General features: G+C 49.5%; 22 protein-coding genes. 13 read left to right on the top strand and 9 right to left on the bottom strand.

The annotated features are described in order from the left end of the window. The first annotated feature begins 1 nt into the window (after position 1). Complete coding sequence (locus GS601_RS06180) at positions 2 to 1,135, top strand: glycosyltransferase family 4 protein (protein ID WP_162422392.1); 1,134 nt, start codon at positions 2 to 4, stop codon at positions 1,133 to 1,135. Between the two features lie 142 nt (positions 1,136 to 1,277). Here the strand turns inward: GS601_RS06180 and GS601_RS06175 are convergent, their stop codons facing one another. Both GS601_RS06175 and GS601_RS06170 read right to left on the bottom strand, forming a co-directional pair. Beyond that, positions 1,278 to 1,529 (bottom strand): DUF7219 family protein, encoded by a 252-nt coding sequence (locus GS601_RS06175; RefSeq protein WP_162422391.1) that lies wholly within the window; start codon positions 1,527 to 1,529, stop codon positions 1,278 to 1,280. A 230-nt stretch (positions 1,530 to 1,759) separates the two neighbouring features. Next, positions 1,760 to 2,776 carry a hypothetical protein gene (locus tag GS601_RS06170; RefSeq protein ID WP_162422390.1) on the bottom strand — a complete coding sequence of 339 codons (1,017 nt, stop codon included), beginning with the start codon at positions 2,774 to 2,776 and terminating at the stop codon, positions 1,760 to 1,762. 265 nt (positions 2,777 to 3,041) lie between these two features. On the opposite strand from GS601_RS06170, the gene GS601_RS06165 reads away from it, so the two are divergent. From GS601_RS06165 to GS601_RS06150, 4 genes are read left to right on the top strand one after another with little or no spacing between them, the layout of a single operon-like run. Then, complete coding sequence (locus GS601_RS06165) at positions 3,042 to 4,376, top strand: cytosine deaminase (RefSeq protein ID WP_162422389.1); 1,335 nt, start codon at positions 3,042 to 3,044, stop codon at positions 4,374 to 4,376. A gap of 18 nt (positions 4,377 to 4,394) precedes the next feature. Then, the gene (locus GS601_RS06160; protein ID WP_162422388.1) at positions 4,395 to 4,865 is read left to right on the top strand and encodes a DUF29 domain-containing protein; all 471 of its coding nucleotides are present in this window, start codon (positions 4,395 to 4,397) and stop codon (positions 4,863 to 4,865) included. A gap of 12 nt (positions 4,866 to 4,877) precedes the next feature. Further along, complete coding sequence (locus tag GS601_RS06155) at positions 4,878 to 5,333, top strand: DUF29 domain-containing protein (protein ID WP_162422387.1); 456 nt, start codon at positions 4,878 to 4,880, stop codon at positions 5,331 to 5,333. Positions 5,334 to 5,370: 37 nt separating this feature from the next. Further along, positions 5,371 to 6,726, top strand: a complete 1,356-nt coding sequence (locus GS601_RS06150) for an FAD-binding oxidoreductase (RefSeq protein WP_162422386.1) — start codon at positions 5,371 to 5,373, stop codon at positions 6,724 to 6,726. A 273-nt stretch (positions 6,727 to 6,999) separates the two neighbouring features. Here the strand turns inward: GS601_RS06150 and GS601_RS06145 are convergent, their stop codons facing one another. From GS601_RS06145 to GS601_RS06120, 6 genes are all read right to left on the bottom strand, one after another. Continuing rightward, entirely contained in the window at positions 7,000 to 7,653 is a 654-nt protein-coding gene (locus GS601_RS06145) for a class I SAM-dependent methyltransferase (RefSeq protein ID WP_162422385.1), read from the bottom strand. Between the two features lie 229 nt (positions 7,654 to 7,882). After that, the gene (locus tag GS601_RS06140; RefSeq protein ID WP_338016972.1) at positions 7,883 to 8,437 is read right to left on the bottom strand and encodes an Npun_F5560 family protein; all 555 of its coding nucleotides are present in this window, start codon (positions 8,435 to 8,437) and stop codon (positions 7,883 to 7,885) included. Between the two features lie 33 nt (positions 8,438 to 8,470). Beyond that, positions 8,471 to 9,475: an NAD(P)/FAD-dependent oxidoreductase gene (locus tag GS601_RS06135; RefSeq protein ID WP_162422384.1), complete on the bottom strand. Its 1,005-nt coding sequence runs from the start codon at positions 9,473 to 9,475 to the stop codon at positions 8,471 to 8,473. A 236-nt stretch (positions 9,476 to 9,711) separates the two neighbouring features. Further along, a complete protein-coding gene (locus GS601_RS06130; RefSeq protein WP_162422383.1) occupies positions 9,712 to 10,083 on the bottom strand; it encodes a PadR family transcriptional regulator in 372 nt (123 codons plus the stop codon). A gap of 338 nt (positions 10,084 to 10,421) precedes the next feature. Further along, positions 10,422 to 10,877, bottom strand: coding sequence for a response regulator (locus tag GS601_RS06125; protein ID WP_162422382.1), 456 nt, complete (start codon positions 10,875 to 10,877; stop codon positions 10,422 to 10,424). Positions 10,878 to 11,043: 166 nt separating this feature from the next. Then, positions 11,044 to 12,264 carry a response regulator transcription factor gene (locus GS601_RS06120; protein ID WP_162422381.1) on the bottom strand — a complete coding sequence of 407 codons (1,221 nt, stop codon included), beginning with the start codon at positions 12,262 to 12,264 and terminating at the stop codon, positions 11,044 to 11,046. A gap of 57 nt (positions 12,265 to 12,321) precedes the next feature. Between GS601_RS06120 and GS601_RS06115 the strand changes: the two genes are divergently transcribed. Both GS601_RS06115 and uvrB read left to right on the top strand, forming a co-directional pair. After that, entirely contained in the window at positions 12,322 to 13,446 is a 1,125-nt protein-coding gene (locus GS601_RS06115) for an ATP-binding protein (protein WP_162422380.1), read from the top strand. Between the two features lie 357 nt (positions 13,447 to 13,803). Beyond that, positions 13,804 to 15,801 carry an excinuclease ABC subunit UvrB gene (uvrB, locus tag GS601_RS06105; RefSeq protein ID WP_162422378.1) on the top strand — a complete coding sequence of 666 codons (1,998 nt, stop codon included), beginning with the start codon at positions 13,804 to 13,806 and terminating at the stop codon, positions 15,799 to 15,801. Here the strand turns inward: uvrB and GS601_RS06100 are convergent. Further along, positions 15,767 to 15,964 (bottom strand): hypothetical protein, encoded by a 198-nt coding sequence (locus tag GS601_RS06100; RefSeq protein WP_162422377.1) that lies wholly within the window; start codon positions 15,962 to 15,964, stop codon positions 15,767 to 15,769. The genes uvrB and GS601_RS06100 overlap by 35 nt on opposite strands. A gap of 36 nt (positions 15,965 to 16,000) precedes the next feature. On the opposite strand from GS601_RS06100, the gene GS601_RS06095 reads away from it, so the two are divergent. The 6 genes from GS601_RS06095 (at position 16,001) to menD (ending at position 22,555) form a co-directional block, all read left to right on the top strand. Next, positions 16,001 to 17,038, top strand: a complete 1,038-nt coding sequence (locus GS601_RS06095; RefSeq protein WP_162422376.1) for a ligand-binding sensor domain-containing protein — start codon at positions 16,001 to 16,003, stop codon at positions 17,036 to 17,038. Between the two features lie 53 nt (positions 17,039 to 17,091). Beyond that, entirely contained in the window at positions 17,092 to 17,889 is a 798-nt protein-coding gene (gene panB / locus GS601_RS06090; RefSeq protein ID WP_162422375.1) for a 3-methyl-2-oxobutanoate hydroxymethyltransferase, read from the top strand. A gap of 308 nt (positions 17,890 to 18,197) precedes the next feature. Beyond that, complete coding sequence (locus GS601_RS06085) at positions 18,198 to 18,737, top strand: NADPH-dependent FMN reductase (protein ID WP_162422374.1); 540 nt, start codon at positions 18,198 to 18,200, stop codon at positions 18,735 to 18,737. A gap of 75 nt (positions 18,738 to 18,812) precedes the next feature. Then, positions 18,813 to 20,633 carry a M3 family oligoendopeptidase gene (locus GS601_RS06080; RefSeq protein WP_162422373.1) on the top strand — a complete coding sequence of 607 codons (1,821 nt, stop codon included), beginning with the start codon at positions 18,813 to 18,815 and terminating at the stop codon, positions 20,631 to 20,633. Positions 20,634 to 20,637: 4 nt separating this feature from the next. Continuing rightward, positions 20,638 to 20,793 carry a hypothetical protein gene (locus GS601_RS06075; RefSeq protein WP_162422372.1) on the top strand — a complete coding sequence of 52 codons (156 nt, stop codon included), beginning with the start codon at positions 20,638 to 20,640 and terminating at the stop codon, positions 20,791 to 20,793. A 4-nt stretch (positions 20,794 to 20,797) separates the two neighbouring features. Beyond that, positions 20,798 to 22,555 (top strand): 2-succinyl-5-enolpyruvyl-6-hydroxy-3-cyclohexene-1-carboxylic-acid synthase, encoded by a 1,758-nt coding sequence (gene menD / locus GS601_RS06070; RefSeq protein ID WP_162422371.1) that lies wholly within the window; start codon positions 20,798 to 20,800, stop codon positions 22,553 to 22,555. The last annotated feature ends 2 nt before the right edge of the window (positions 22,556 to 22,557 follow it).

Here is a 22,557-nt window from a genome sequence, read left to right as displayed (position 1 = left end):
TATGCGAATCGCTTTGTTTACTGAGACGTTTCTCCCAAAAGTTGATGGCATTGTTACTCGGTTGCGGCACACGGTTGATCACCTCCAACGCCTGGGTGATGAAGTCTTGATTTTCTCGCCCGACGGGGGATTGACTGAATATAAAGGCGCAAGAATTTATGGCGTGTCTGGATTTCCGTTACCGTTATATCCAGAATTGAAGATGTCGTTGCCACGACCTGCGATCGGGTATGAATTATCCAACTTCAAACCCGACCTTGTTCACATTGTGAATCCTGCTGTTCTTGGATTGGCTGGCTTATTCTATAGCAAGTCTCTAAACATTCCATTAATCGCGTCTTACCATACCCATCTGCCCGAATATCTCCACCATTACGGCTTGGGCATGTTAGAAGGGGTGCTGTGGGAACTCCTAAAGGCTGGACATAACCAAGCGGCGATAAATTTGTGTACGTCTACAGCAATGCTGCACGCTCTGTCAGAACACGGCATCGAGCGGGTAAATTTGTGGCAAAGAGGAGTGGATACCGAAACCTTTCAGCCCCATCTCGCTAGCTTAGCCATGCGGAATCGCTTGAGCCAAGGGCATCCCGAAGCCCCATTACTGCTTTATGTGGGTCGTCTTTCTGCCGAAAAAGAAATCGATCGCATCAAACCGATTCTCGATGCGATTCCCAATGCCCGCTTAGCCTTGGTGGGAGATGGACCTAATCGGCAAGCGTTGGAGAAGCATTTTGCCAACACGCCAACCCATTTTGTGGGCTATCTTGGAGGGCAGGAATTGGCGTCTGCCTTTGCCTCTGCCGATGCTTTTGTGTTTCCCTCTCGCACGGAGACGTTGGGGCTAGTGTTGCTGGAAGCGATGGCGGCGGGTTGCCCGGTGGTGGCAGCGCGATCGGGGGGAATTCCCGACATTGTGGAAGACGGGGTAAACGGATTTTTGTTTGATCCAAACGATGATGGAGGTGCGATCGTAGCCACCCGTTATCTTTTGTCTCAAACAGAAGAGCGAGAAACATTGCGCCGTAATGCACGGCAAGAGGCAGAACGCTGGAGTTGGGCAGCCGCGACGAAGCAGTTGCAACAGTACTATCAGCGTGTTGCCGCCAGACAACCCCTTTCTTCTGTCGCATGACAGTGTTTGTCATGACAGTGTAGTGTTTGTTTGGTAGCCCTTTTGCTAACAACAAGTCTAAACGATTATCAAAATTCAGACGTTTATCAGAATACAGATCTGAGAACAGCGCAGCACTGCTGAGCCGTAGCTGCCATCTTGACTAAGAATTATCTGAATTCGGATTGTTAGTCCCAATGCCTAGCTGTTTCCGGCTTTTTTTAAGCTGTTTCCAAAGCGATCGAATCTCTCGATAAGATTCTTCCGGCGACAGCTTACCGCCTGTTTCCAGACAGGAAATATAGCTCACGCGCTGAGAAAATTCTTGCAAATTGGCATTGAAGACCAAGTTTTCAGGCTTAACCGCGCCGCGATAGCGACTGCGAGGGTACAAAAAGTTATATTGATCCGACATCTTTTCTTATCTCCTCATTTAAAGAGCTTTCTCCATTTCAGTTCACAAAAAATGCCATCGCTTGCCGAAACTGGCGAACATGGATGACCTAGAATTCCCGCGATCGCTATTTAGATCGGGAGTAGTTTCTTAGCTTAACTCTAACTTAACCAAATGTTAACCCAATATCCCAAAATTGCACTATGTCCAACGTCGCTAGCTTCGCCTCGCTAAAGCAGGAGAAATCGTTGCTAAGGATTTGAGAACGTGTTAATTTTCCCGCCGCCGATCGTTCGTCCTGGAATTTGGCGAGGTGCTGAAAAGGGCTGTGCTGGCGCATCTAGGGTAGAAGAGGGAGAGCCGTAAACAGAGGTTCCAAACGGGTTGGCGGGTGTTGGCGCGACAGGTTGCCCGACCGGATCTGCCAAGTTTAGCGGCGGCAAGTTGCTGTTTGGACCGATGGACGGCGACGCAACTGGGGGCGCTACCGTAGCAGGATAGTTTGCTGGCGGAGCGTAGGGTTGAGACCCTTCAACTAGAGTGGTGTAGGAATTGCTAGCCGGTTGAGTTGGCTTCGTCGCATCAATGCCCGGACTGTCCAAGCGGGTTGTTCCTTCAACCGGCATGGGCGGCTGATCAGCAAGTCTGGTGGGCAGATTTCCCCCTGATGGAGTTGAGGCAGGTGTTGCATCAAGACGAGTCATCGCCTCTTGTAAGGGGCTTTTTGTAGGAACGGTCGGCGAAAGGGGAGCCAAGCCGAAGAGATTTTCGCCTGCTACACTCGGTTGGGCAGCAGAGTCGCTTTGTCCACTATTTGGTGAAACTGCCTGACCATATTGATTTGCTAGACCATTATTGAGCGCGCCAAAAATTCCGGGTTGAGCGGGAGTGGTTTCAGGAAACGCAGTTGCCAAACTCGCTGCATTACTTCCTAAACTTTGGGGTGCGGTGGTTCCCCCCGGTTGACCCAGCGCGGGTTGTTCTGCTGGCTTGGCTTGATTGCTGCCTGACCGGATGCCAATGTCATTGAGCAAAACGGGCAGCGAATCAATGTCTGCCCCGATCGCTTGATCTTCTCGCGAGACAGGTTCTTCACGGTTGGGGCTTTCACTAAAATAGGCTGACCATTCGGGGCGAGTCCACCAATCCCAAGTGAACAACGTGAGCAGCAATAGCGCGATCGCAGGGCCCCAAACCATGGGACGCCCCAACGGGCGCAACCGAGCTAGGAAATACCGACTCGAAACTGAAGAAGAGCGACGACGCATAAGACATACCTGGGATCTCTCAAGCCAATCTTAGTCGATCTTCAAGAGATGAGAAGAGCGAGGCGGGAAAAGAAACCAAATTTAGATAAAGCCCGATAAAAATGCTGAGGTTGTCTTAGTTTTACAGTGGGGTTTACGTTGGCTCGATGAAGCAGGGCAGAGAAATCAGAGGGCAACTCTCGTTTAGAATGAACCGACCAAACGATTCTTAGCCGCGATCGCTGAAAATAATACATATTTGAGTCCTTACAGCTACTTGCCTCCTATGATTTTTGATGCAACCCATTACTGGCTCCGAAATGCCCACATCCCATCGTCGCTGATTGTGAGCGGCAATAAATGGACAAGCCGCAAAGCCGCAAACGATGGCTTACTGCTTGTGGATTTAGAGATTGCCGATGGGTCAATTTCAACGATTTTAGCGGCCGGAACCTTTGATAGTTACACCTATCCATCGTTAGATCTAAAAGGAGGCATGGTGCTGGCGTGCTTTGTGGATTTGCACACGCATTTAGACAAAGGGCACAGTTCGCCGCGCACGCCAAACCCGGATGGCACGTTTGATAGCGCCCTCAAAACCGCACAATCTGACGCTAAAAAGTGGAATGCGGACGAGGTTTATCGCCGAATGGAATTTGGGTTAAAGTGCAGTTATGCCCACGGCACCGCCGCAATTCGCACACATATTGATGCATTTGGAAAACAGGGCGAGATGAGCTTCAGTGTGTTTCGAGAATTGAGGCGACAGTGGCATGGTTCCTCCGGAGTTGCGCCTTGTGCTAATCGCATGATTCTTCAAGCCGTTTCGCTTGTACCGTTAGATTATTTTCTTGCACCTGAAGGTGATAAATTAGCTGATTTAGTTGCCGAATCAGAGGGTATTTTAGGCGGTGTTGCTTACATGAATCCTGACATTGATCAACAATTAGATCGAGTGTTTGCGTTGGCAAAAGATCGCAATCTCAATCTTGATTTTCATAGCGATGAAACGAATGATTCAAATTCAATAACTTTGCGACATATTGCACAAGCCATTATCCGTCATAAATACAAAGGTAACGTGGTGTGCGGGCATTGCTGTAGTTTGGCAGTTCAGGAAAATGCTGAGGCAAATAAAACAATTCAACTTGTAAAAAAAGCTGGAATTGGAGTAGTAAGCTTACCGATGTGCAATCTATATTTGCAGGGTCGAATGCCGAAACAAACTCCCCGTTGGCGAGGCGTGACGTTATTGCACGAACTTAAGCAAGCTAAGGTTCCGGTTGCGATCGCATCTGATAATTGCCGAGATCCATTTTTTGCATTTGGTGATCATGATGGGCTTGAAGTTTTTAACATGTCTGTTCGCATTGCTCACCTCGATCATCCTTATGGAGATTGGGTCAACTCTATTACGTCAACTCCAGCAGATCTGATGGGGTTACCTGATGTGGGGCGGATTGGCGTTGGTCTGCCTGCGGATTTAATTTTATTCAAAGCGCGAAACTACAGTGAACTCTTGTCGCGATCGCAGCACGATCGAATCGTTCTCAGAAACGGAACCGCGATCGATACGGCATTACCCGATTATGCTGAGTTAGATGACCTATTTGTGAAGTAGTTTTAGGAGTCGTTTGCAATGAACATACATCTACAAACCAAGCTATATGAAACTGACTATTTGAAGTGGATTGAAACGACGGTCTCCAACTTAAAAGATCGCGACTACACCAATATAGATTGGGACAACTTAATCGAGGAAATTGAAGATCTGGGACGGGGTGAGCGTAGAGGATTTGAGAGCAATCTCACGATTGTTTTGATCCATCTACTCAAGTGGCACTACCAGCCCGAAAAAAGAAGTATCAGTTGGCAAAACAGCATTGCCGAACATCGCAGACGAATCCGAAAAGCATTGAGAGATTCACCCAGCTTGCAGCCATTTTTAGAAGAGATCATCCCTGAGAGCTATACAGATGCAATCGAACAAGCCGCGATCCAAACACGTCTGTCACCTGAAACCTTTCCTCCGGTTTGCCCTTACTCAGTGATCAAGATTTTAGACTCCAGCTTCCTCCCTGAATCATCCTCTAATCAAACACATAAATAAGGTAATTCAATCATGAATACAGATTTAGAATCCCGTCAATCAGATGTCTACGAAGCAGACTATTTTCAGTGGATTGAAAGCACAATCCAAAAACTAAAGCATCACGATTATTCGTCCGTAGATTGGAAAAATGTGATCGAGGAACTAGAAGGAATGGCACGCCGAGAACGCCAACGGTTGAGAAGTAATCTCATCGTTCTTTTAGTGCACCTCCTGAAATGGCACCATCAACCTAACAGGAGAAGCGGTAGTTGGAAAGGTAGCATCGTCGAGCATCGTCAGCGAATTGAAGACATCATCGAAGATTCTCCCAGTCTCAACGCTTATCCAAGTGCGGTGCTTGAGAAATGCTATCGAAACGCTGTTGCCCAAGCCGCAGCAGAAACCGGTTTATCTCCTGAAACCTTTCCCCAAGCTTGCCCTTACTCGATTTCAGAGGTTTTAGATACTAAATTTCTCCCTGAATAGCCTTATAGTTTAGACATACTAAGGCTTCATCAGCATCATGACCTTACCTACCACCAATTTAGACGCGCTTTTGAGCGACCTTAACGGACTCGACCTCATCACCGAACCGAACCAAGTCGCCAAACTATCGCAGGATTACTATCACTTCAGCCCTGTCCTCACGCCTCAACTCAAAGACAAGGTAGGCGATGTCGTGATCCGCCCAGCGAACGAAGCCGAGGTGTTGCGTGTGGCTCAGGCATGTGTGAACTACAAAATTCCGCTAACGGTGCGAGGTGCAGGAACCGGAAATTACGGACAGTGCATTCCGCTTGCAGGGGGCGTCATTTTGGATATGACGAGAATGAGCGCCGTGAAGTGGATGAAACCCGGTTTAGCCTGTGTGGAGCCTGGAGCAAAGTTAGCTGCGATCGACAAGCAAACGCGAGACATCGGCTGGGAAATTCGCATGGCTCCTTCGACCTATCGAACGGCAACGATCGGTGGCTTTGTTGGTGGCGGCAGTGGTGGAATTGGCTCGGTAACGTACGGACAACTGCGCGATCGCGGCAATCTTTTAGCTGTTCGAGTGGTGACGATGGAAGATCAGCCCCGCGCGATCGAACTGCGAGGCGATGACGTTTACAAAGTGGCGCACGCCTACGGCACCAATGGCATTATTACCGAACTAGAAATTCCCTTGGCTCCGGCATATCCTTGGACAGAAATCATTGTGTCGTTTTCCGATTTCATGAGCGCGGCGCAATTTGGTCAAACGCTGAGTGATGCAGATGGAATGATCAAGAAATTAGTGTGTATTTGTCCTGATCCGATCCCAAAGTATTTTGCTGCCCTCAAAAGCTACCTTCCTGAGGGAACGCATTGTGCTTTCCTCATGATTTCTGAAACCTGTTTAGAACCATTAAATGAATTTGTAAAAGATTTTAAGGGCACAATTGTGTATCAAAAAAGCGCCCAAGATGCGAGTAGAGGAGCCGCGATCGCAGAATATTCTTGGAATCATACGACACTTCATGCTCGCAGCGTTGACCCAACGATTACCTATCTACAAACCCTATTTCCAGATGACAAGAATTTACAACTTCTTGAGCATATGTATCATCATTTTGGAGATGAAGTGATGATGCATTTAGAGTTTTTGCGCTATGGCGGAACAGCACGCCCTGCCTCCCTTCAATTAGTTCGCTATTCTACCGAAGAACGCCTCAATGAGATTATTAAATATCACGAGTCTAAAGGGGCTTATATTTTCAATCCCCATACGTATTTGATTGAAGACGGCGGTATGAAAATGGTAGACACGGCTCAACTTCAATTTAAACAGAAAGTTGACCCTTACGGATTGTTGAATCCAGGGAAGATGCGGGCTTGGCTAGAGAAGGATGGAAAGTAGAAAAAATCTTTAATCTTTAAGGTTTTATGCGATTCCTTTTCTTTGCCTAAGGAGGAGAAGCCGCAACTAAATCAATGGATTGACTTGGCATTGAACTCAGTATAGTTAAGCAATCTCCGCAATGAATCTTGTCGATAAAGTCGTCTATGTCTCTGTCATTTTGTGTGTCCGTCATGCCGTTAGATTGAGGCATAATACTAAATTGATTTTTCACTGGAATTCATCAGTATCTTTCCTCAATCTAGTGAAATGACTGGGTAGTGATTATAGCGGTCACTGCGTGTTTGCGCGAGTCCCAATCACAGCGTAAAACGGGTCGCCTCCTCCCATGCCCAGCATTTGCATGAAACTAGGAACTTGAGACTGATGCTGAATCACTTTCGGTTCAGAAAATCCGGGAACCGAGTTGAAATAAGTTTTGACCAATTCAACCCGCCCTGCTTCGGTATTGTCTCGCCATGCTGCGATCGCTTTTTGATAAAACATCCGATTGGAGAAACTCGCGATCGCAATTCCTCCCGGTTTCAAAACCCGATAAATCTCTGCGAAAATCGCTTCGGGATACTGCAAATACTGGATTGACACCGTGTTTAACACAGCATCAAACGACTGATCGTTGAGGGGAAACTTCGGGTTCTCGTTCAGATTTTGCACAAAGTAATGATCCAATCGAGGATTCTTGGCAAGTTCTGCTTCATTCATGCCATGCCCTTCGACATGCTCAAATTCCATCTCATCGGGCAGATGAGACACCCAGCTACTCATCATGTCAAAGATCCGAGTATTGGGAGAGAGAGAATTGCGATATAGATCGGTCAATCTTTGGATAAATCCTTCATCCACATGGGTGACAAAGCGCGGATCATCGTAAAACTGTTGATCGTCAGAACTATCGAGTTTGTGGCGTTGATCAGGGCGAAGCAACATAAGAGACTAAATCAAGAGGTCAAACTATCGTTTCTTAAGATAGGTTAACAAATCGTGAGCCTTTGCTTCTTCTCTCGACCAGCGCGATTATTGCCCTGACTAATTGCGCTATTTGCCAAACCGCTCTAGTAGAGTGTCAACGTTGAGTGGAGGGGTAGAGGGGTGGAGGGTTCCGATTACGAGGCTCCTCCTCTCCTCCTAGTCCCCCCATTTCAATCTTGACAGACCACTAGGCATTGCCAAAACTAGGCAGCGACAAATCACCCCGTGCAAAACTGGGTAAATCTAAATCCGACGCCCGACGATTTTTCACAGCTAGACGGTAGCTCACACTCTGTAGCTCTGCATGAAGCTGGCGGTTTTCGCGCTGAATCATGGCCACCTTTTCTTTCACCGGTGCCATCCGCTCCGCAAACTTCTGCCGATAAATCTTCGGTAGTTCTTGCACCACTTGCTCCAGCATTCTCGAACGCTCAGTTAGTTCTTCAACCGATTGTTTAAGGTCGCGAACCTCGACAGTTCGATCTTCGATCTGCCCTTGATAAAACGTTACTTGCTCTTCGATCCCGTGGAGTTGCTCGCGCAGTGCCCGCATCTCGTCGAGGTGCCGTTCTGAGGGTTCATGCTGGCTAGGAACCGCCGCCGCCGTTGTATTGACGTTGCCTTTCACCAAGCGGAACAATTCTTGAGACAGTTGTTGCACTAGCTGATCGCGCATTTGCAATTCTTCTTGCAGACGCACAACTTCAGCCTGAAATTCTTGCAGACGGGGGGTGTCAGTCACGATTGAGTTACTCCGTTATCTAAGGGGGTTTATCTAAGTTTGGTGTTGGGCGAGAGAGACGTGTTCTTCCCACAACCGGGGAGGAGCCGATCGCCGAATATCTCGCCAAATTGCGGTTGCAGCCAATGTACCATCTGCAACCGCAATTGAAACTTGATTTAGACCTTCTTTGAGGTCGCCTAGGGCAAAAATTCGCGGGTGAGAGGTGCGGCACATGCCGTCTGTGACTAAATTGCCACCTTTCCAGTCTAGGTCAAGCCCTTTCAGGTATTGGTTGTAATAATGCGAACCCATTGAGATGAGACCCGTCTCTAAGTCTACGGTGGTTCCGTCTGTGAGTTCAACCCCGCTCATGTGGTGGTTTTGTCCGACAAATCGCTTTAACGGCGTTTCGATCAGGGGATAGCCGTGCGCCTTGAGTTTGTCTCGCATGTCCTGCCCAACTTCGCATAGCCCTTGGGTAAATACGGTGATGTAAGGCGTAAACCAATTTAAGACAAAGGCAGTATGAATTGCCGCTTCAGAGTTGACGAACAACCCGCATTTTTGGTCTGCCATGTCGTAGCCATCGCAAATCATGCAGACGTGCAGATTGTAGCCTGCGTAGTCAAACACGTTTTGCTGATCTTCGAGTTGCGGCAGATGATCGATAATGCCACTGGCAGACACGAGATATTTTGAGCGGAAGACGGGGTAAATCGGGTCGGTTTTGCCGATTTTGACGGTGACAGCAAAGGTCTCGCCTTCGTCTTCAACGGCTTCGACAAAGCCGGACAGGTAATCTCCACCCACTGATTGGAGGTGAGATTGTCCTTGCTGTAAGAGGGTTCTTCCGGGTGTTTCGGGCGGCAATCCTAAATAGTTGCGAAGCTCTTGCATCCAGAACGATCGCCCCCGTCCTTTTTCTACGACTAGGGAGGATAGACGATAGCGCTGTAGATAAACGGCAGCAGATAGACCTCCTGCCCCGCCACCTACGACGATCGCATCGTAAACATGGTCAAGCCGCCCTTCGAGATTCTTCTTAGAAAGCTTCATGATGATGTGCCATTCATAGTCAAAAAAGCCGACTGACCGATTTTGGTGTGGCTCATGACCTCATTCTAATTTGATTTCTTCTTACGAAGGCTTGAGGTTGGGGGGTGCAGGAGAGAGGGGTGAGGGGAGAGGGGTGAGAGGGTGGAGGGAGATGACCCATCCACTCATCCACCCATCCACTCATCCACTCATCCACTCATCAATTCCCAGTTCATCATTTCAAACGTGACAGACCACTAGTGTTGTTCGACGGGTTGGCGACCTACCTCCAGCTTTGTAGCATATTGTTGCCACAGGTGAGCTAGGTTTTGAGCCATCTGGCGCTTGTCGGTATTTAGCTCATACATCCGGCGTGGACGCCCCCGCCCTTCTACCTTTTTCCAGTAAGACGTTACCATCTCTTCCCGTTCTAAAAATTTAAGCGCGGCGCACAATACGGTGTCTGAAAGCCGAAACTTTGGGTATCGGGCTTCTAGGTGCTGAATCAGTTCGGTTCCGTAAGATTGATGTTCAGCAAGAACTTCTGCGATGTAGCACACCGCTAGTTCTTGGTTTAGAAAAACCGGCTGCGGGGACTGAAAAAAGTGATAAATATCTTGTATTCTCATCTGGCTTCTCCAAAAACGGGGGGCACAGTTTTGGCAGAACGGTAGAAGATACAAGGGGAGCGGCGAGGCGCTTTGGGGAACAGGGGAAAACTACGAACCATACAGTATGAGTGAAAGGGTATGAGTGGAATTGAGCACATTGCCTTAATAGGTTAAGTCCTAAATATGAAAAAGATGAGGAGAAAATTGGTAGATTTGGGAACCAAACCGAGGGGAAAATTGCGATCGCACCTAGGCAAGAACCGTTTCAAAAGCTGAGTTTGAAACGGCGGCGTGCTAAATTCCCAAGTTCTCCACCTTTTAGAAATTACGATTTAATTAGCGGTGCGGATAGTCAATTAATTATTTTTTGAGAAATTAATAACGTTGTGACGGGCGATCGCATAATGAATCGCGCCAATCAGTTGTCGAATCGTCGTTTCATCTTTGAGTAAATAGTCTTGAGCGCCTGCTTGAATAGCGCGCACGGCAAGGTCATCATCATCCAGGGTGGTCAAAATAATCACCGGGAGGTCGGGGATTTCGGCGCGAAACCGAGTTAGGGTTGCCAGCCCAGTAGAATCGGATAAATCGAGGTCGAGCAGAACGGCATCAAACTTAAAGCAGCAGCTTGACTCAAACACTAACTCGATCGCTTCTTCGAGTTGCTCAACCTGCACCACGTTCCAGAGGTCTCGCCCTGCCCGAAAAAAAACTCGACGGAGCAAATTAGCATCATCTTCATTTGCTTCAACTAATAAAATATGAAATGTCTCAGCCGTAGAGTCTATTGCCGCTAGCGTGTCTGCATTCATCGCAAGAACTTTTAATCAATATTTGTTGATTAAGCTGATCAATATAAGTAAAGCGAGTCCAAAAGGCTTTGTACTTCTTGATACAGTTTAAACACACAATGTAATTCTGCTACCGATTTTTATTACCCATTGTGCTTCTGGTGAGTAACCAACGGTTGAGCAGTATTCATTCAAGAACCAATTTCTCAGCTTGTTGATGAGGATTGTTGCAAGTGCTTTGCTTCATCTCGAAGGAACTGTAAATCATTCGTACCCGTTCCAATCGGTTAAGAATTCGGGTCACCAGTTCCGACGCCACAATGGGCTGGTGGGCAAAATCATCTGCGCCCGCCTCAAAAATCTGATGAATGGTTTCTGGGTCAGTTTCAGAGGTCAAAATCAGCGTTGGCAGCCAGTTCCAGCGCAGGTCTTTCCGTAGCACACGGCATAGGGTAAGCCGATCGACCGCTGGCATATCCGCCCCCAACACCAAAACATCAGGACGGTGAGTATCTAAGGCTTGCCAAAGGGTCATCGGATCATTTGATAATACGACTTCTAACCCAAAAGGTTCTAGCGTGTGTTGAATCAACTCAAGGTGCGGGGCATTGCGATCGACGACCAGAATTTTCGAGGCAATGCAGGGTCGTTTCTGATCTGCGCGATCGTCTGTCGCCATTGAATCCGACGGACGCGATCGCAGGAGCGCTTCGTTCTGCACAGAAGACGTTAGGTAGATCGGATTTAGCCGATAGCCTACGCCATACACGGTTTCAATTAAATCGGCGGCACCAACCGCTTTGAGTTTGCGACGCAACCCTTTAATGTGCGATCGCACCGCATCTTCACTAGGCGGATCGCGATCAAATGCCCATAGCTGCTCTAAAATAGCCGCGTGCTTGTGCACCCAATCTCCCCGCCGCAGCAAGAGTTCTAGCAACATATATTCTTTGGGCGTCAGAGAAAGAGGGGTGCCGCCATAAGTGGCTTCGTGGCAGCCGAGATCAAGTTGCAACAGCCCCCATGTGAGAGCCGGAACGATGGGCACTGCGCGGCGACGCAACAACGCTCGAAGGCGGGCTGTCACTTCTCGCACCCCGACCGGCTTTGTTAGGTAGTCGTCTGCTCCGGCATCAAGACCCAAAACTTTGTCATCGATCGTGTTTTTTGCGGTGAGAAACAAAATGGGCATAGACGATCCTTGACTGCGAATGCGCTGACATAGCTCCAAGCCATTCAGTTTTGGCAGCATCAGATCTAGCAAAATCAGATCATAGGGCACGGTTTGCAGCAGACTCCAAGCGGTTTCTCCATCTGTGGCAATATCGACAATATAGTGCTGCTGCATCAGCGCGCCGCTCAGTTGTGCGGCAAATTCTGAATCATCTTCCACAAATAAAAGTCTCATGCGTGCAATAGCGTATGATCTTGCCCATAAAAGTTGGGACTCTGCGAGATAAATCATATGATAATCAGCAGCATCTTGGTGATTGCACAAGAACCATGGGTTAAGTTGGATCTAAAGCATCGTCTGATCAGATTAGGCTATGACGTTGCGATCGCATCGTGCTTGAGCGCCCTGCGCGAGAGGGTTTGGCAGGTGCAGCCTGAGCTTGTGATGCTGGATGCGCGAATTGCTGCATCTGTTCAACCGGGGCTAGTAGAGGCAATCGGGGCAGAGATGAACCTGCCGATTGTGATCTTTGGCGTTCAGGGACTTCGTTTGGCTGACCCGGTGCTGGAGCGATGGAACAGGGTGTATCTTGCCAACCCGTGGGAGACGGAAGCCTTGAGGGCTGCGATCGCAACGGCTCTCTCTCATCACCAAACCCAAACCCACGCTAAACAGACGCAAACAACGCTGCAAGAAACCCTGCATCAAGAAATTGCCCATCGGCGGCGGCAAACTCAGTTTATGCGATCGGTTGACCATGAGTTACGCACCCCGTTGAGCACCCTTTTGGTGACGTTTGATTGGATCGAGGAATTAGAGCAAGAAGATTATTCGTCGCGATCGTTGCAGAAACTCACATGTTTAGATCGGGCGCGATCGTCTGTACGGCGCATGGGGCAATTGCTCGATTACTCCTCTTTGCTCTGTCAGAGCCGATCGGGAGATATTTCATTTCGTCCCGTTGCGTTAAATCTTTTGGTGTTTTGTCGAGTGCTGATCGATGAGTTGAGAGAATTGGATCACGAGATCACGATCCGCTTCTCTGCAAATGACGTATTTGAGACACAAACGCTCGTTCTCGATCCTACGCTGCTACGGCATATTCTCAGCAATTTGCTGTCTAACGCCATCAAGTATTCGTCTAAAGGTGAAATTCGGTTTGAGTTGCAGTATGACTCTGGTGCGATCGCGTTTCGGATTCAAGACCAAGGAATTGGTATCCCTCAAAGCGAACTCGCAGAGTTATTTACGCCATTTTATCGAGGCTCTAACGTAGGCACGATTGGTGGCACAGGATTGGGGCTTGCGATCGCAGATCAACTCGTCCGCGCTTACCAAGGAACCATCATCGTAAATAGTGAAGTTAACGTTGGCAGCACATTCACGGTGACAATCCCTTGTAAATTCCAAAAATAGAACTGTGATTGCTGGATAATTTCTAAATGATTGCTAGAAATGCGAAATCTGAAACACTAAGATGAATGAAAGTTAGTGCTGCTTGCGATCGCTGTATCTTGCCATGATCACTTGCGATGATCAAAAAGCTGCCTTTGCCAAAGGTTGCGATCGCTCAATCTGTTCTAAAACGCGCCCGTTCTAAAATCGGTGCTGGGATCAGCCTGATGCCCAACTCAAGCCCTTCGGCTGGGCTTAACGGTTCGCCATTTAGTACGGCAATCTCCCTCAAAATCGATAGTTGTCTCCCCTCCTGCTTCCCGTGAAACTCGTTACACTAGAAGGCGATCGCCCCTTCACCTCTTCTGTTTCATCCCTATGGCAGACTTCAATATTCAAGCGCCGTTTACCCCGATGGGCGATCAGCCAACCGCGATCGCAGCCCTGACCCAATCGCTCAACGCTGGCAACCGCTACCAAACCCTGCTGGGTGCCACCGGAACCGGAAAAACCCATACGATCGCGCGGGTGATTGATAACGTTAGTAAACCGACGCTGCTGTTAGCCCACAACAAAACCCTCGCGGCTCAACTGTGCAACGAGTTACGAGAGTTTTTTCCAGATAATGCGGTGGAATATTTCATCAGCTATTACGACTACTATCAGCCTGAAGCCTACGTTCCGGTGAGCGATACCTACATCGAGAAAACCGCGTCGATCAACGAAGAAATTGATATGCTGCGGCACTCCGCAACGCGATCGCTGTTCGAGCGCAACGATGTGATTGTGGTCGCATCGATTAGCTGCATTTACGGGTTGGGCATTCCGTCGGAATATTTGAATGCGTCGATTCCCCTGCGGGTGGGAGAAGAAGTCAATCAGCGTCAGATTCTTCGCGACCTGGCATCAGTGCAATATTCCCGCAACGACTTAGATTTAGGTCGCGGTAAGTTTCGCGTCAAGGGCGATGTCTTAGAAATTGGACCTGCCTACGAAGATCGCATCATCCGAGTGGAATTCTTTGGTGATGAAATTGATGCCATTCGATATGTTGATCCCGTCACAGGCGCAACATTGCAAAGTATGGAGGCTGTGAATGTCTATCCGGCTCGTCACTTTGTCACTCCAGAAGATCGGCTGCAATCGGCTTGTGATGCGATCGAGCTAGAGCTAAAGCAACGCCTGGTCGAACTAGAAACCAACGGAAAATTACTAGAAGCCCAACGGTTAGAACAACGAACACGGTATGACTTAGAAGTGCTCCGAGAAGTCGGATTTTGCAACGGCGTCGAAAACTATTCTCGTCACCTAGCCGGGCGGTCAGCCGGAGAGTCCCCCGAATGTTTGATCGACTATTTTCCAAAAGATTGGCTGCTGGTGATTGACGAATCTCACGTCACCCTGCCTCAGATTCGAGCGATGTACAACGGCGACCAGTCTCGAAAAAATGTCTTGATCGAACACGGGTTTCGCCTGCCGAGTGCCGCAGACAACCGCCCCCTCAAAGCAGAGGAGTTTTGGAACAAGGTGAACCAATGTGTATTTGTGTCGGCAACCCCTGGAAATTGGGAGCTTGAAATCTCTGAAGATCGAATTGCCGAGCAAGTGATCCGCCCGACGGGTGTTCTTGATCCAGAAGTGTTTGTGCGCCCGACGAGTGGGCAAGTTGATGATCTGCTGCACGAAATTCAAGAGCGCGTCGCAAAACACGAACGGACGTTGATCACCACGCTAACCAAGCGGATGGCAGAAGATTTGACCGAGTATTTTCAAGAGCGCGGGGTTCGAGTTCGATATTTGCACTCCGAAATTACCTCCATTGAACGGATCGAAATTCTACAAGATTTGCGCGAAGGCATTTTCGACGTGTTGGTTGGCGTAAACTTGCTGCGAGAAGGGCTAGATTTGCCCGAAGTGTCGCTGGTGGCGATTTTGGATGCCGATAAAGAAGGATTTTTGCGGGCAGAGCGATCGCTGATTCAAACCATCGGGCGGGCAGCACGCCATATCGAAGGCAAAGCCATTCTCTACGCCGACAACTACACCGACAGCATGGCGAAAGCGATCGATGCAACTGAGCGCCGCCGAGTGATTCAGATGGCGTACAACAAGAAGCACGGCATTGTGCCAACCCCGATTATCAAGCGATCAAGTAATTCAATCTTGTCTTTTTTAGATGTTTCTCGTCGGTTAAATGCCCAAGAGCTTGACCAGGTTTATGAACACGCGAGCGATATTCCTCTGGAAAATATTCCAACTCTGATTACTCAGCTAGAAGCTCAGATGAAAGAGGCAGCAAAGAAGATGGAGTTTGAGGACGCCGCGAAGTATCGGGACAAAATCAAGCATCTGCGCGATAAGCTGCTGGGTCGTTAACCGAACGTAGTTCTCTCACGGTTGGAACGCAATCGGGTAGGCGATTCGATACCTGCCAGTTTGGGCAACCTTCTTTGGCACCTGGAAAGGTTGCGATCGCCGTTCCATCTGCACTTCCAGTTATGGCAGTATATTTGCGACATAGTTCGATGGCTTGGGGCATAATATGCCTGGTCTAAGGGACGATGGAGTGTAGATTATGACGTATTTACCCCGACAAATCGGAGTGGGTCTCAGTTCTTTCATGGTGGCTCTCAGCATTTCTTCGATCACCAGAGCCGAACCGATGCCTTATGTTCCGATCGCTCCGCCTCCCAATGTCCCAACCATCCCAACTCAACCGATCGCTACCGATGAGTTTCGGGTGAGTGCATCCCAGCGCGACTATAAAGGCAACCTTTGGATCGCCACTGGTAAAGAAGTTGCGAACGTTGATCCTCACACGGGGCGCGTCTTGGCGAGGGTGCCTCTGCCAAATCTTGCGATCGCAGCCCTTGCCCAAGATCGCGTCGGGCGCATTTGGGTTGGCACCTACGAAGGCATCTGGCGCATCGACCCGCGCACCAACGAGGTAACGGCTCAAAATATTACGCTTCCTTCTAATCGCGTGCTGTCTCTGCTGGTCGATCGACGCGGCTTTCTCTGGGTCGGCACCGATCAAGGCTTGGTGCTGGTCAGCCCCGATCAAGGACTGGTGATGACGACGCTGCAAAAGTTGCCCGGAGTCAGCGCCAATGCCCTTAGCCTAGATGCCAAAGGGCAGCTTTGGGTCGGCACGCTTGAAGGGCTAGTGCAGGTGGATACTGCCCGCGCCCAAGTGCTTCAGGAAGTCAGTGCGATCGCAGGCGGCGCGGTTCAAACCTTGGCATTAGATGCGGACGGTTCGCTATGGGCAGGGACTCCGAGCGGGTTGGTAGAAGTTGATCCTCTAGACGGGAAAATGGTGCGATCGCTCACCCAATTGCGAGGACGAAATATTTTGTCCATCGGGCTTGACCAAGTTGGCAGCCTTTGGGCGGGAACCAGCCAAGGATTATTTCGCGTTAACCCTGCCAATGGGGCGATCGTCGGTCAGGTTCCCAACCTCCCTTCTAGCCGTGTGCTGACGCTCTCGCCCGATACCGGAAACAAACTCTGGGTCGGCACCACCGAAGGGCTTGCCTGGGTGAGCATGACGACCTATCAAACCAAGCCTCATCGGATGTTCAGCCGTATTTCTCCTGGAGCGGCAGAGTAAAATAGAGGGAGTCTCCTCGTCATTCGCTTAACCCCGAATGATGATTTACCGTTATGCCTACTCCCCAACAACTGATTCAGTGGAAACAGCAAGGGCGTGCGATCGCAGTTCTCACCGCATGGGATTATGCCATTGCCCAAATTTTGGATCACGCCGGTGTTGATGTCATCTTAGTGGGTGATTCGTTAGCGATGGTGGCGTTAGGGCATGACACAACACTGCCGCTAACGCTAGACGAAATGCTGCATCACGCGAAGGCAGTGTGTCGCGGCGTCAAACAGGCATTAGTTATCGTGGATTTGCCGTTCATGAGTTACCAAGAAAGCCCGCAGCAGGCGATTCATTCGGCAGGGCGGGTGCTCAAAGAAACGGGCGCAGGCGGCGTCAAGCTCGAAGGAGGGCATGCGGCGATGGCAGAAACCGTTTCTAAACTAGTTCACATTGGCATTCCGGTGATGGGTCATGTTGGGCTAACGCCGCAGTCTGTCCGGCAAACAGGGTTTCGGCAACAAGGGACATCTCCTGAAGACAAAGAGCGGATTTTGTCAGAAGCGATCGCGCTTGAACAAGCCGGCGCGTTTTCTATTGTGTTAGAACACATTCCGGCAGATCTTGCCCAAACGATCAGCGAGAAACTCACGATTCCCACTATTGGCATCGGAGCCGGACATCACTGTGATGGTCAAGTCCTCGTCACGTCTGATGTGTTGGGCTTGGGAACCTGGAAGCCAAAGTTTGCCAAGTCTTATCTCAATTTGTATGAGTTAATCACTCAAGCCGCGCAGGACTACTGTAGTGAGGTGCGACAAAACGCCGCGATCCAGGAACCACGCCAATTTCTAGAACCCTAAGCACTTATTTCACCGCTTGAAACTTATTTCACCGCTTGAAAGCCTTGCGGGGTGGTCAAGTTTAGACAGCAGGAGGTTGTACAGGGTCATTTTTTGCGTCCAGGTATTTACTCAACATTTGACAGAAGTCAGCTTTTTTCGCTATCTTAAACGTAGTCGTTATGAGTTTAGTATAAGCTTAGAAAACTAAGTTCTAACTCGCAGGGGGTGAGCATGATGAACGCAAGGTGTAGCCTCGTAGAAAACACGTCTTACCTCAGGTTCGCCCCATTTTTGTCTCTTCCATACTACCTATAGGACATCCTCTCATGGTCAAATTTGTTGGCATTGCGGGCAGTTTGCGCCCCGACTCCTACACTCACCAAGCCCTTGCCCACGCCGTAGATCGTTTGACAGCGATGGGTGCAGAGGTCGAAGTCTTAGATCTACGCACGATGAACTTGCCTTTTTGTGATGGTGGCAACGAGTATCCAGACCATCCGGATGTGCGACGATTACAAGATGCTGTGAAACAGGCAGACGGTTTAATTCTTGCGACACCGGAATATCACGGCAGTGTAAGCGGTGTGATAAAAAACACCTTGGATCTGATGAGCTTTGATCAACTCGATGGCAAAGTAGCCGGAGTCATTAGCGTTTTGGGCGGGCAGCCCAACAGCAATGCGTTAAACCACTTGCGACTGATCATGCGTTGGGTTCACGCTTGGGTAATTCCAGAACAAGTTGCGATCGGGCAAGCCTGGAAAGCGTTTGGAGAAGATGGCAAACTTCTGGATGAAGCTCTAGCCACTCGATTTGATCAATTTGCTCGAAGCTTGTTGGATAACACTCGGAAATTGAGAGGATAACCGATTTAACAGGAGACCGCGTTTACCGATTTCTGCATTTACTGTATTTACTGTTGTGAGTAAGGACTTGAACCGATGACACAATCTACAGACGTTTTGCAGGCTACAGTTTGGGCAGAACATCCGCAGGAGTGGGATTTATCAGATCTTTATCAGGGATTTGATGACCCGCAGCTAGCGCAAGATTTGCAAGAGTTGCAGCGTCAAGCTGCCGCCTTCCGAGACCAGTTTCGGGGTCGGGTGAGTGCACTGTTCCCAGAGCAGTTGGCAGAGTGCTTTAAAACCTTAGAAGCGATCGCAGAAAAATCGGGTTACCTCTACGCCTTTCCGTCGCTGATTTTTTCGGCAGATACTCGCAACACCGAAGCAAAGCAGTTTCTTGACAAAGCGATGGAAGCTTTGACAGCGATCGAGAATCAACTGTTGTTTTTTGATTTAGAACTGCAAGGGATGGAAGCCAACCAGTTTGATTCGTTTCGGCAGGCAACGGCTCTGAGTACCTATCAGCACTACCTCAATCGGATCGCCCAAGCCCGCCCCTACACTCTCTCTGAAGACGTGGAGCAAACCCGCAATCAAGATAGTTTGACCGGGCGGCAGGCATTTATTCAACTGCGATCGGTGCATCTCGGCGAGCAAGAATACCAACCTGTGACCACGATCGATGGCAAAAGCGCCAGCACCGAAGCCGAACTCAGCGCCTTACTTTACAATCCCCATCCTGAGACTCGATACGCAGCATATCAATCGGTTCGCCAGGTGATGCAGCAGCACAATTCGCTGTATGGCTACATTCTCAACACCGTTGCGCAAGATCACAAGCTAGAAAATCAGATGCGCGGCTATTCATCCACCTTGCACAAGCAACTGATAGCCGATGAAGTCTCTGAGCCAGTGTTTCGGGCGATTATGGATGGCACAGGAGCGCGGTTTGATCTGTTTCAGCGCTACTATCAGTTAAAAGAAAAAGCGTTAGGGCAAAAAATTCGCACATGTGATCTCTACGCCCCTTGGGAGACGGATGCTGATTCTAGGGCAACGATCGGCTACAAAACCGGCGTCGAAACCCTGTTGGCAGCCTTGGATCAATTTGATGCAAACTATGCCCGTCGTGCGGAAGAATTCTTTTTGAAGAACTGGGTCGATGCCAAAATCCGCCCTGGCAAACGGGGTGGAGCGTTCTGCTCTTACACCTACGGCAAGCACAGCTATCTGCTGATGTCGTACACCGACGATTACAATTCTCTCTTCACCCTTGCCCACGAGATGGGTCACGGGTTGCACTTTGAATGGATCGACGATCGCCAGTCCTATTTCAACAGCAACCCGCCGATGGTGTTGGCAGAAATTGCGTCAACGTTTAATGAGTTGCTGCTGCTCGACTATTTACTGAAGCAGGCAACAGACGACAAAGCCCTGACGAAAACCCTGATCACCCGGCAGTTAGAAGATCAGCTAAATCTGCTGTTCCGGCAAAGTACCATTAGTCGGTTGGAGTTGGCAATCCACGATCGCGCCGCCCAAGGTAGCTTCGATCAAAGCTTTGTGAATGAAGAATGGATGAAGCTATACCAAAAGCTCTGTGGTAGCGCGGTAGACGTGCTGCCAGAGCATCAGTACGACTGGGCACGCATTGGGCACATCTATTTCAAACCGTTTTACTGCTATCAGTACACGGCATCCAATATTGTCAGTTTGGCATGCTACCAGAAATATCTTGAGGTCGGCAAAGCGTTTATTCCTGGATATTTGGAGTTGCTGGCATCTGGAGGCAGCCTTGATCAGGTAGAGGCGTTACGGCAATTTGTAGGCGTCGATATTGAAGACGCTGCCACAATTAAGGGGGCATTAACTTATGTGGAGACGTTGTTAGACCAATTGCAGGCAACGATTTAGCGCGGTGCTAAACGCGATCGCAGGGCTACAAAATGCTCCTAGATCATCAATCTGGGCGCAAATTAGCCATCGCTATTCCAAACCGATTCTATTTCAAGCCGATGTGGCACAACCCGCTATGACCTGCTACGCTTCAAATCGCCTGATCGCTTATTCCTAAGTTCATGCCGCTCGATTTTCGCACTACTAATACGCTCTGGGCATCTGTTTTAGCTGAAACGTTGGCGCGGCTCGGTCTCACAACGGCAGTGATCTGTCCTGGGTCGCGATCGACCCCCCTCGCGATCGCGTTTGCTCAGCATCCTACCATCGACGCAATTCCCATTTTAGACGAGCGATCTGCTTCGTTTTTTGCCTTGGGCATTGCCAAGCGTACCCATCGACCTGTAGTGCTAGTTTGCACGTCTGGCACGGCAGGTGCAAACTTTTATCCGGCGGTGATCGAGGCGCGCGAAAGCCGCGTATCGCTGATGGTGCTGACCGCAGATCGTCCGCCCGAGTTGCGCCATTGCAATGCTGGACAAGCGATCGATCAGCAGAAATTGTTTGGCTCGTATCCCAACTTCTATGCCGAAGTAGCGCTACCCTCGGCTGATGGATCGATGTTGGCCTATTGGCGGCAGACGATCGCGCAGGCATGGCAGCGATCGCACTATCCTATCGCCGGGGTCGTGCATTTAAACGTCCCATTTCGCGAGCCATTGTCGCCGATCGAACCGGAAAAAGGCACAACGCGCACCGTGGAAGTAGCCGCCGACCCCGTTCCCCGCGATTTTTTTGATCACCTCCAATCGGGGACAACTCTGGTGCACCCTACCCCAGCGTTGACGGCAGAATGGAGCACGCCTCTGCAAGCGCAGCGAGGAATTATTATCGCAGGAGTTGCCCAACCAGAGAACCCCACACACTATTGCCGCGCGATCGCATGGCTATCTAAAACCCTGAACATGCCCGTCCTCGCTGAAGGGTTATCGCCCGTCCGAAATTATGCCAGCCTGAATCCTTATCTGATCTCGACCTACGACGCCATTCTTAGAAATGCTGACCTCGCCGAGAAACTAGCCCCAGAGGTGGTGATTCGGATCGGCGATATGCCAACGAGCAAAGAATTACGGCAATGGCTCATTCAGCACCAACCGCATCATTATGTGCTTGATCCAAGCGATCGCAACCTCGATCCGCTCCATGGCAAAACGATTCACCTGCCTTTATCTATCGAATCTTGGGCTACCGAATCTTGGGCTGTCCCCGATCCCCTACCGTTGCACAAATCGGGCTATCTCGACCTCTGGCTCACTGCCGAATCTAAAACTCGATGCGCGATCGATCAGACCTTAGCCTGCGAAGAGGCTTTATTCGAGGGTAAAGCCGCGTGGCTGCTGTCGCAATATCTTCCTGAAAAGACTCCTGTATTTATCTCAAACAGTATGCCAGTGCGAGACGTTGAATCGTTTTGGAAACCGAGCGATCGCGCTATTCAACCCTTTTTCAATCGCGGAGCCAATGGCATCGATGGCACACTATCCACGGCGTTGGGCATTGCCCATCATCAACACGCTGTTTTACTCACCGGAGACCTAGCGCTGCTGCACGACACAAACGGATTTTTGCTGAAGCTGGCGCACGGGCATCTGACGATCGTGCTGATCAACAACAACGGCGGCGGCATCTTCAACATGTTGCCTATCTCCCAATTTGAGCCACCGTTTGAAGAATTTTTTGCCACCCCTCAACATATCAACTTTGCAAGTCTCTGCCACACTTACGGGGTGCACTACGAGCGCATTTCCACCTGGGAGCAGTTTACCCAAAGCTTTGATCTGTTGCCAACCGGAGGAATTCGCGTCTTAGAACTCAAAACCGATCGCTACTACGACACCCAATGGCGCAAAAATAAATTAGGCACATTCGCAACGTTTTAACC

The organism is Myxacorys almedinensis A (assembly GCF_010091945.1).
Lineage (GTDB): Bacteria > Cyanobacteriota > Cyanobacteriia > Leptolyngbyales > Leptolyngbyaceae > Myxacorys > Myxacorys almedinensis.
The sequence above is the reverse complement of the archived record's forward strand: the minus strand, read 5'-3'. Positions and strand labels throughout refer to the sequence as shown.

Excerpts from the sequence above, each read along its gene's own strand:
- GS601_RS06180 (WP_162422392.1), top strand. The coding sequence starts at position 2 with ATGCGAATCGCTTTGTTTACTGAGACGTTTCTCCCAAAAGTTGATGGC.
- GS601_RS06175 (WP_162422391.1), bottom strand. The coding sequence starts at position 1,529 with ATGTCGGATCAATATAACTTTTTGTACCCTCGCAGTCGCTATCGCGGC.
- GS601_RS06170 (WP_162422390.1), bottom strand. The coding sequence starts at position 2,776 with ATGCGTCGTCGCTCTTCTTCAGTTTCGAGTCGGTATTTCCTAGCTCGG.
- GS601_RS06165 (WP_162422389.1), top strand. The coding sequence starts at position 3,042 with ATGATTTTTGATGCAACCCATTACTGGCTCCGAAATGCCCACATCCCA.
- GS601_RS06160 (WP_162422388.1), top strand. The coding sequence starts at position 4,395 with ATGAACATACATCTACAAACCAAGCTATATGAAACTGACTATTTGAAG.
- GS601_RS06155 (WP_162422387.1), top strand. The coding sequence starts at position 4,878 with ATGAATACAGATTTAGAATCCCGTCAATCAGATGTCTACGAAGCAGAC.
- GS601_RS06150 (WP_162422386.1), top strand. The coding sequence starts at position 5,371 with ATGACCTTACCTACCACCAATTTAGACGCGCTTTTGAGCGACCTTAAC.
- GS601_RS06145 (WP_162422385.1), bottom strand. The coding sequence starts at position 7,653 with ATGTTGCTTCGCCCTGATCAACGCCACAAACTCGATAGTTCTGACGAT.
- GS601_RS06135 (WP_162422384.1), bottom strand. The coding sequence starts at position 9,475 with ATGAAGCTTTCTAAGAAGAATCTCGAAGGGCGGCTTGACCATGTTTAC.
- GS601_RS06130 (WP_162422383.1), bottom strand. The coding sequence starts at position 10,083 with ATGAGAATACAAGATATTTATCACTTTTTTCAGTCCCCGCAGCCGGTT.
- GS601_RS06125 (WP_162422382.1), bottom strand. The coding sequence starts at position 10,877 with ATGAATGCAGACACGCTAGCGGCAATAGACTCTACGGCTGAGACATTT.
- GS601_RS06120 (WP_162422381.1), bottom strand. The coding sequence starts at position 12,264 with ATGAGACTTTTATTTGTGGAAGATGATTCAGAATTTGCCGCACAACTG.
- GS601_RS06115 (WP_162422380.1), top strand. The coding sequence starts at position 12,322 with ATGATAATCAGCAGCATCTTGGTGATTGCACAAGAACCATGGGTTAAG.
- uvrB (WP_162422378.1), top strand. The coding sequence starts at position 13,804 with ATGGCAGACTTCAATATTCAAGCGCCGTTTACCCCGATGGGCGATCAG.
- GS601_RS06100 (WP_162422377.1), bottom strand. The coding sequence starts at position 15,964 with ATGCCCCAAGCCATCGAACTATGTCGCAAATATACTGCCATAACTGGA.
- GS601_RS06095 (WP_162422376.1), top strand. The coding sequence starts at position 16,001 with ATGACGTATTTACCCCGACAAATCGGAGTGGGTCTCAGTTCTTTCATG.
- panB (WP_162422375.1), top strand. The coding sequence starts at position 17,092 with ATGCCTACTCCCCAACAACTGATTCAGTGGAAACAGCAAGGGCGTGCG.
- GS601_RS06085 (WP_162422374.1), top strand. The coding sequence starts at position 18,198 with ATGGTCAAATTTGTTGGCATTGCGGGCAGTTTGCGCCCCGACTCCTAC.
- GS601_RS06080 (WP_162422373.1), top strand. The coding sequence starts at position 18,813 with ATGACACAATCTACAGACGTTTTGCAGGCTACAGTTTGGGCAGAACAT.
- menD (WP_162422371.1), top strand. The coding sequence starts at position 20,798 with ATGCCGCTCGATTTTCGCACTACTAATACGCTCTGGGCATCTGTTTTA.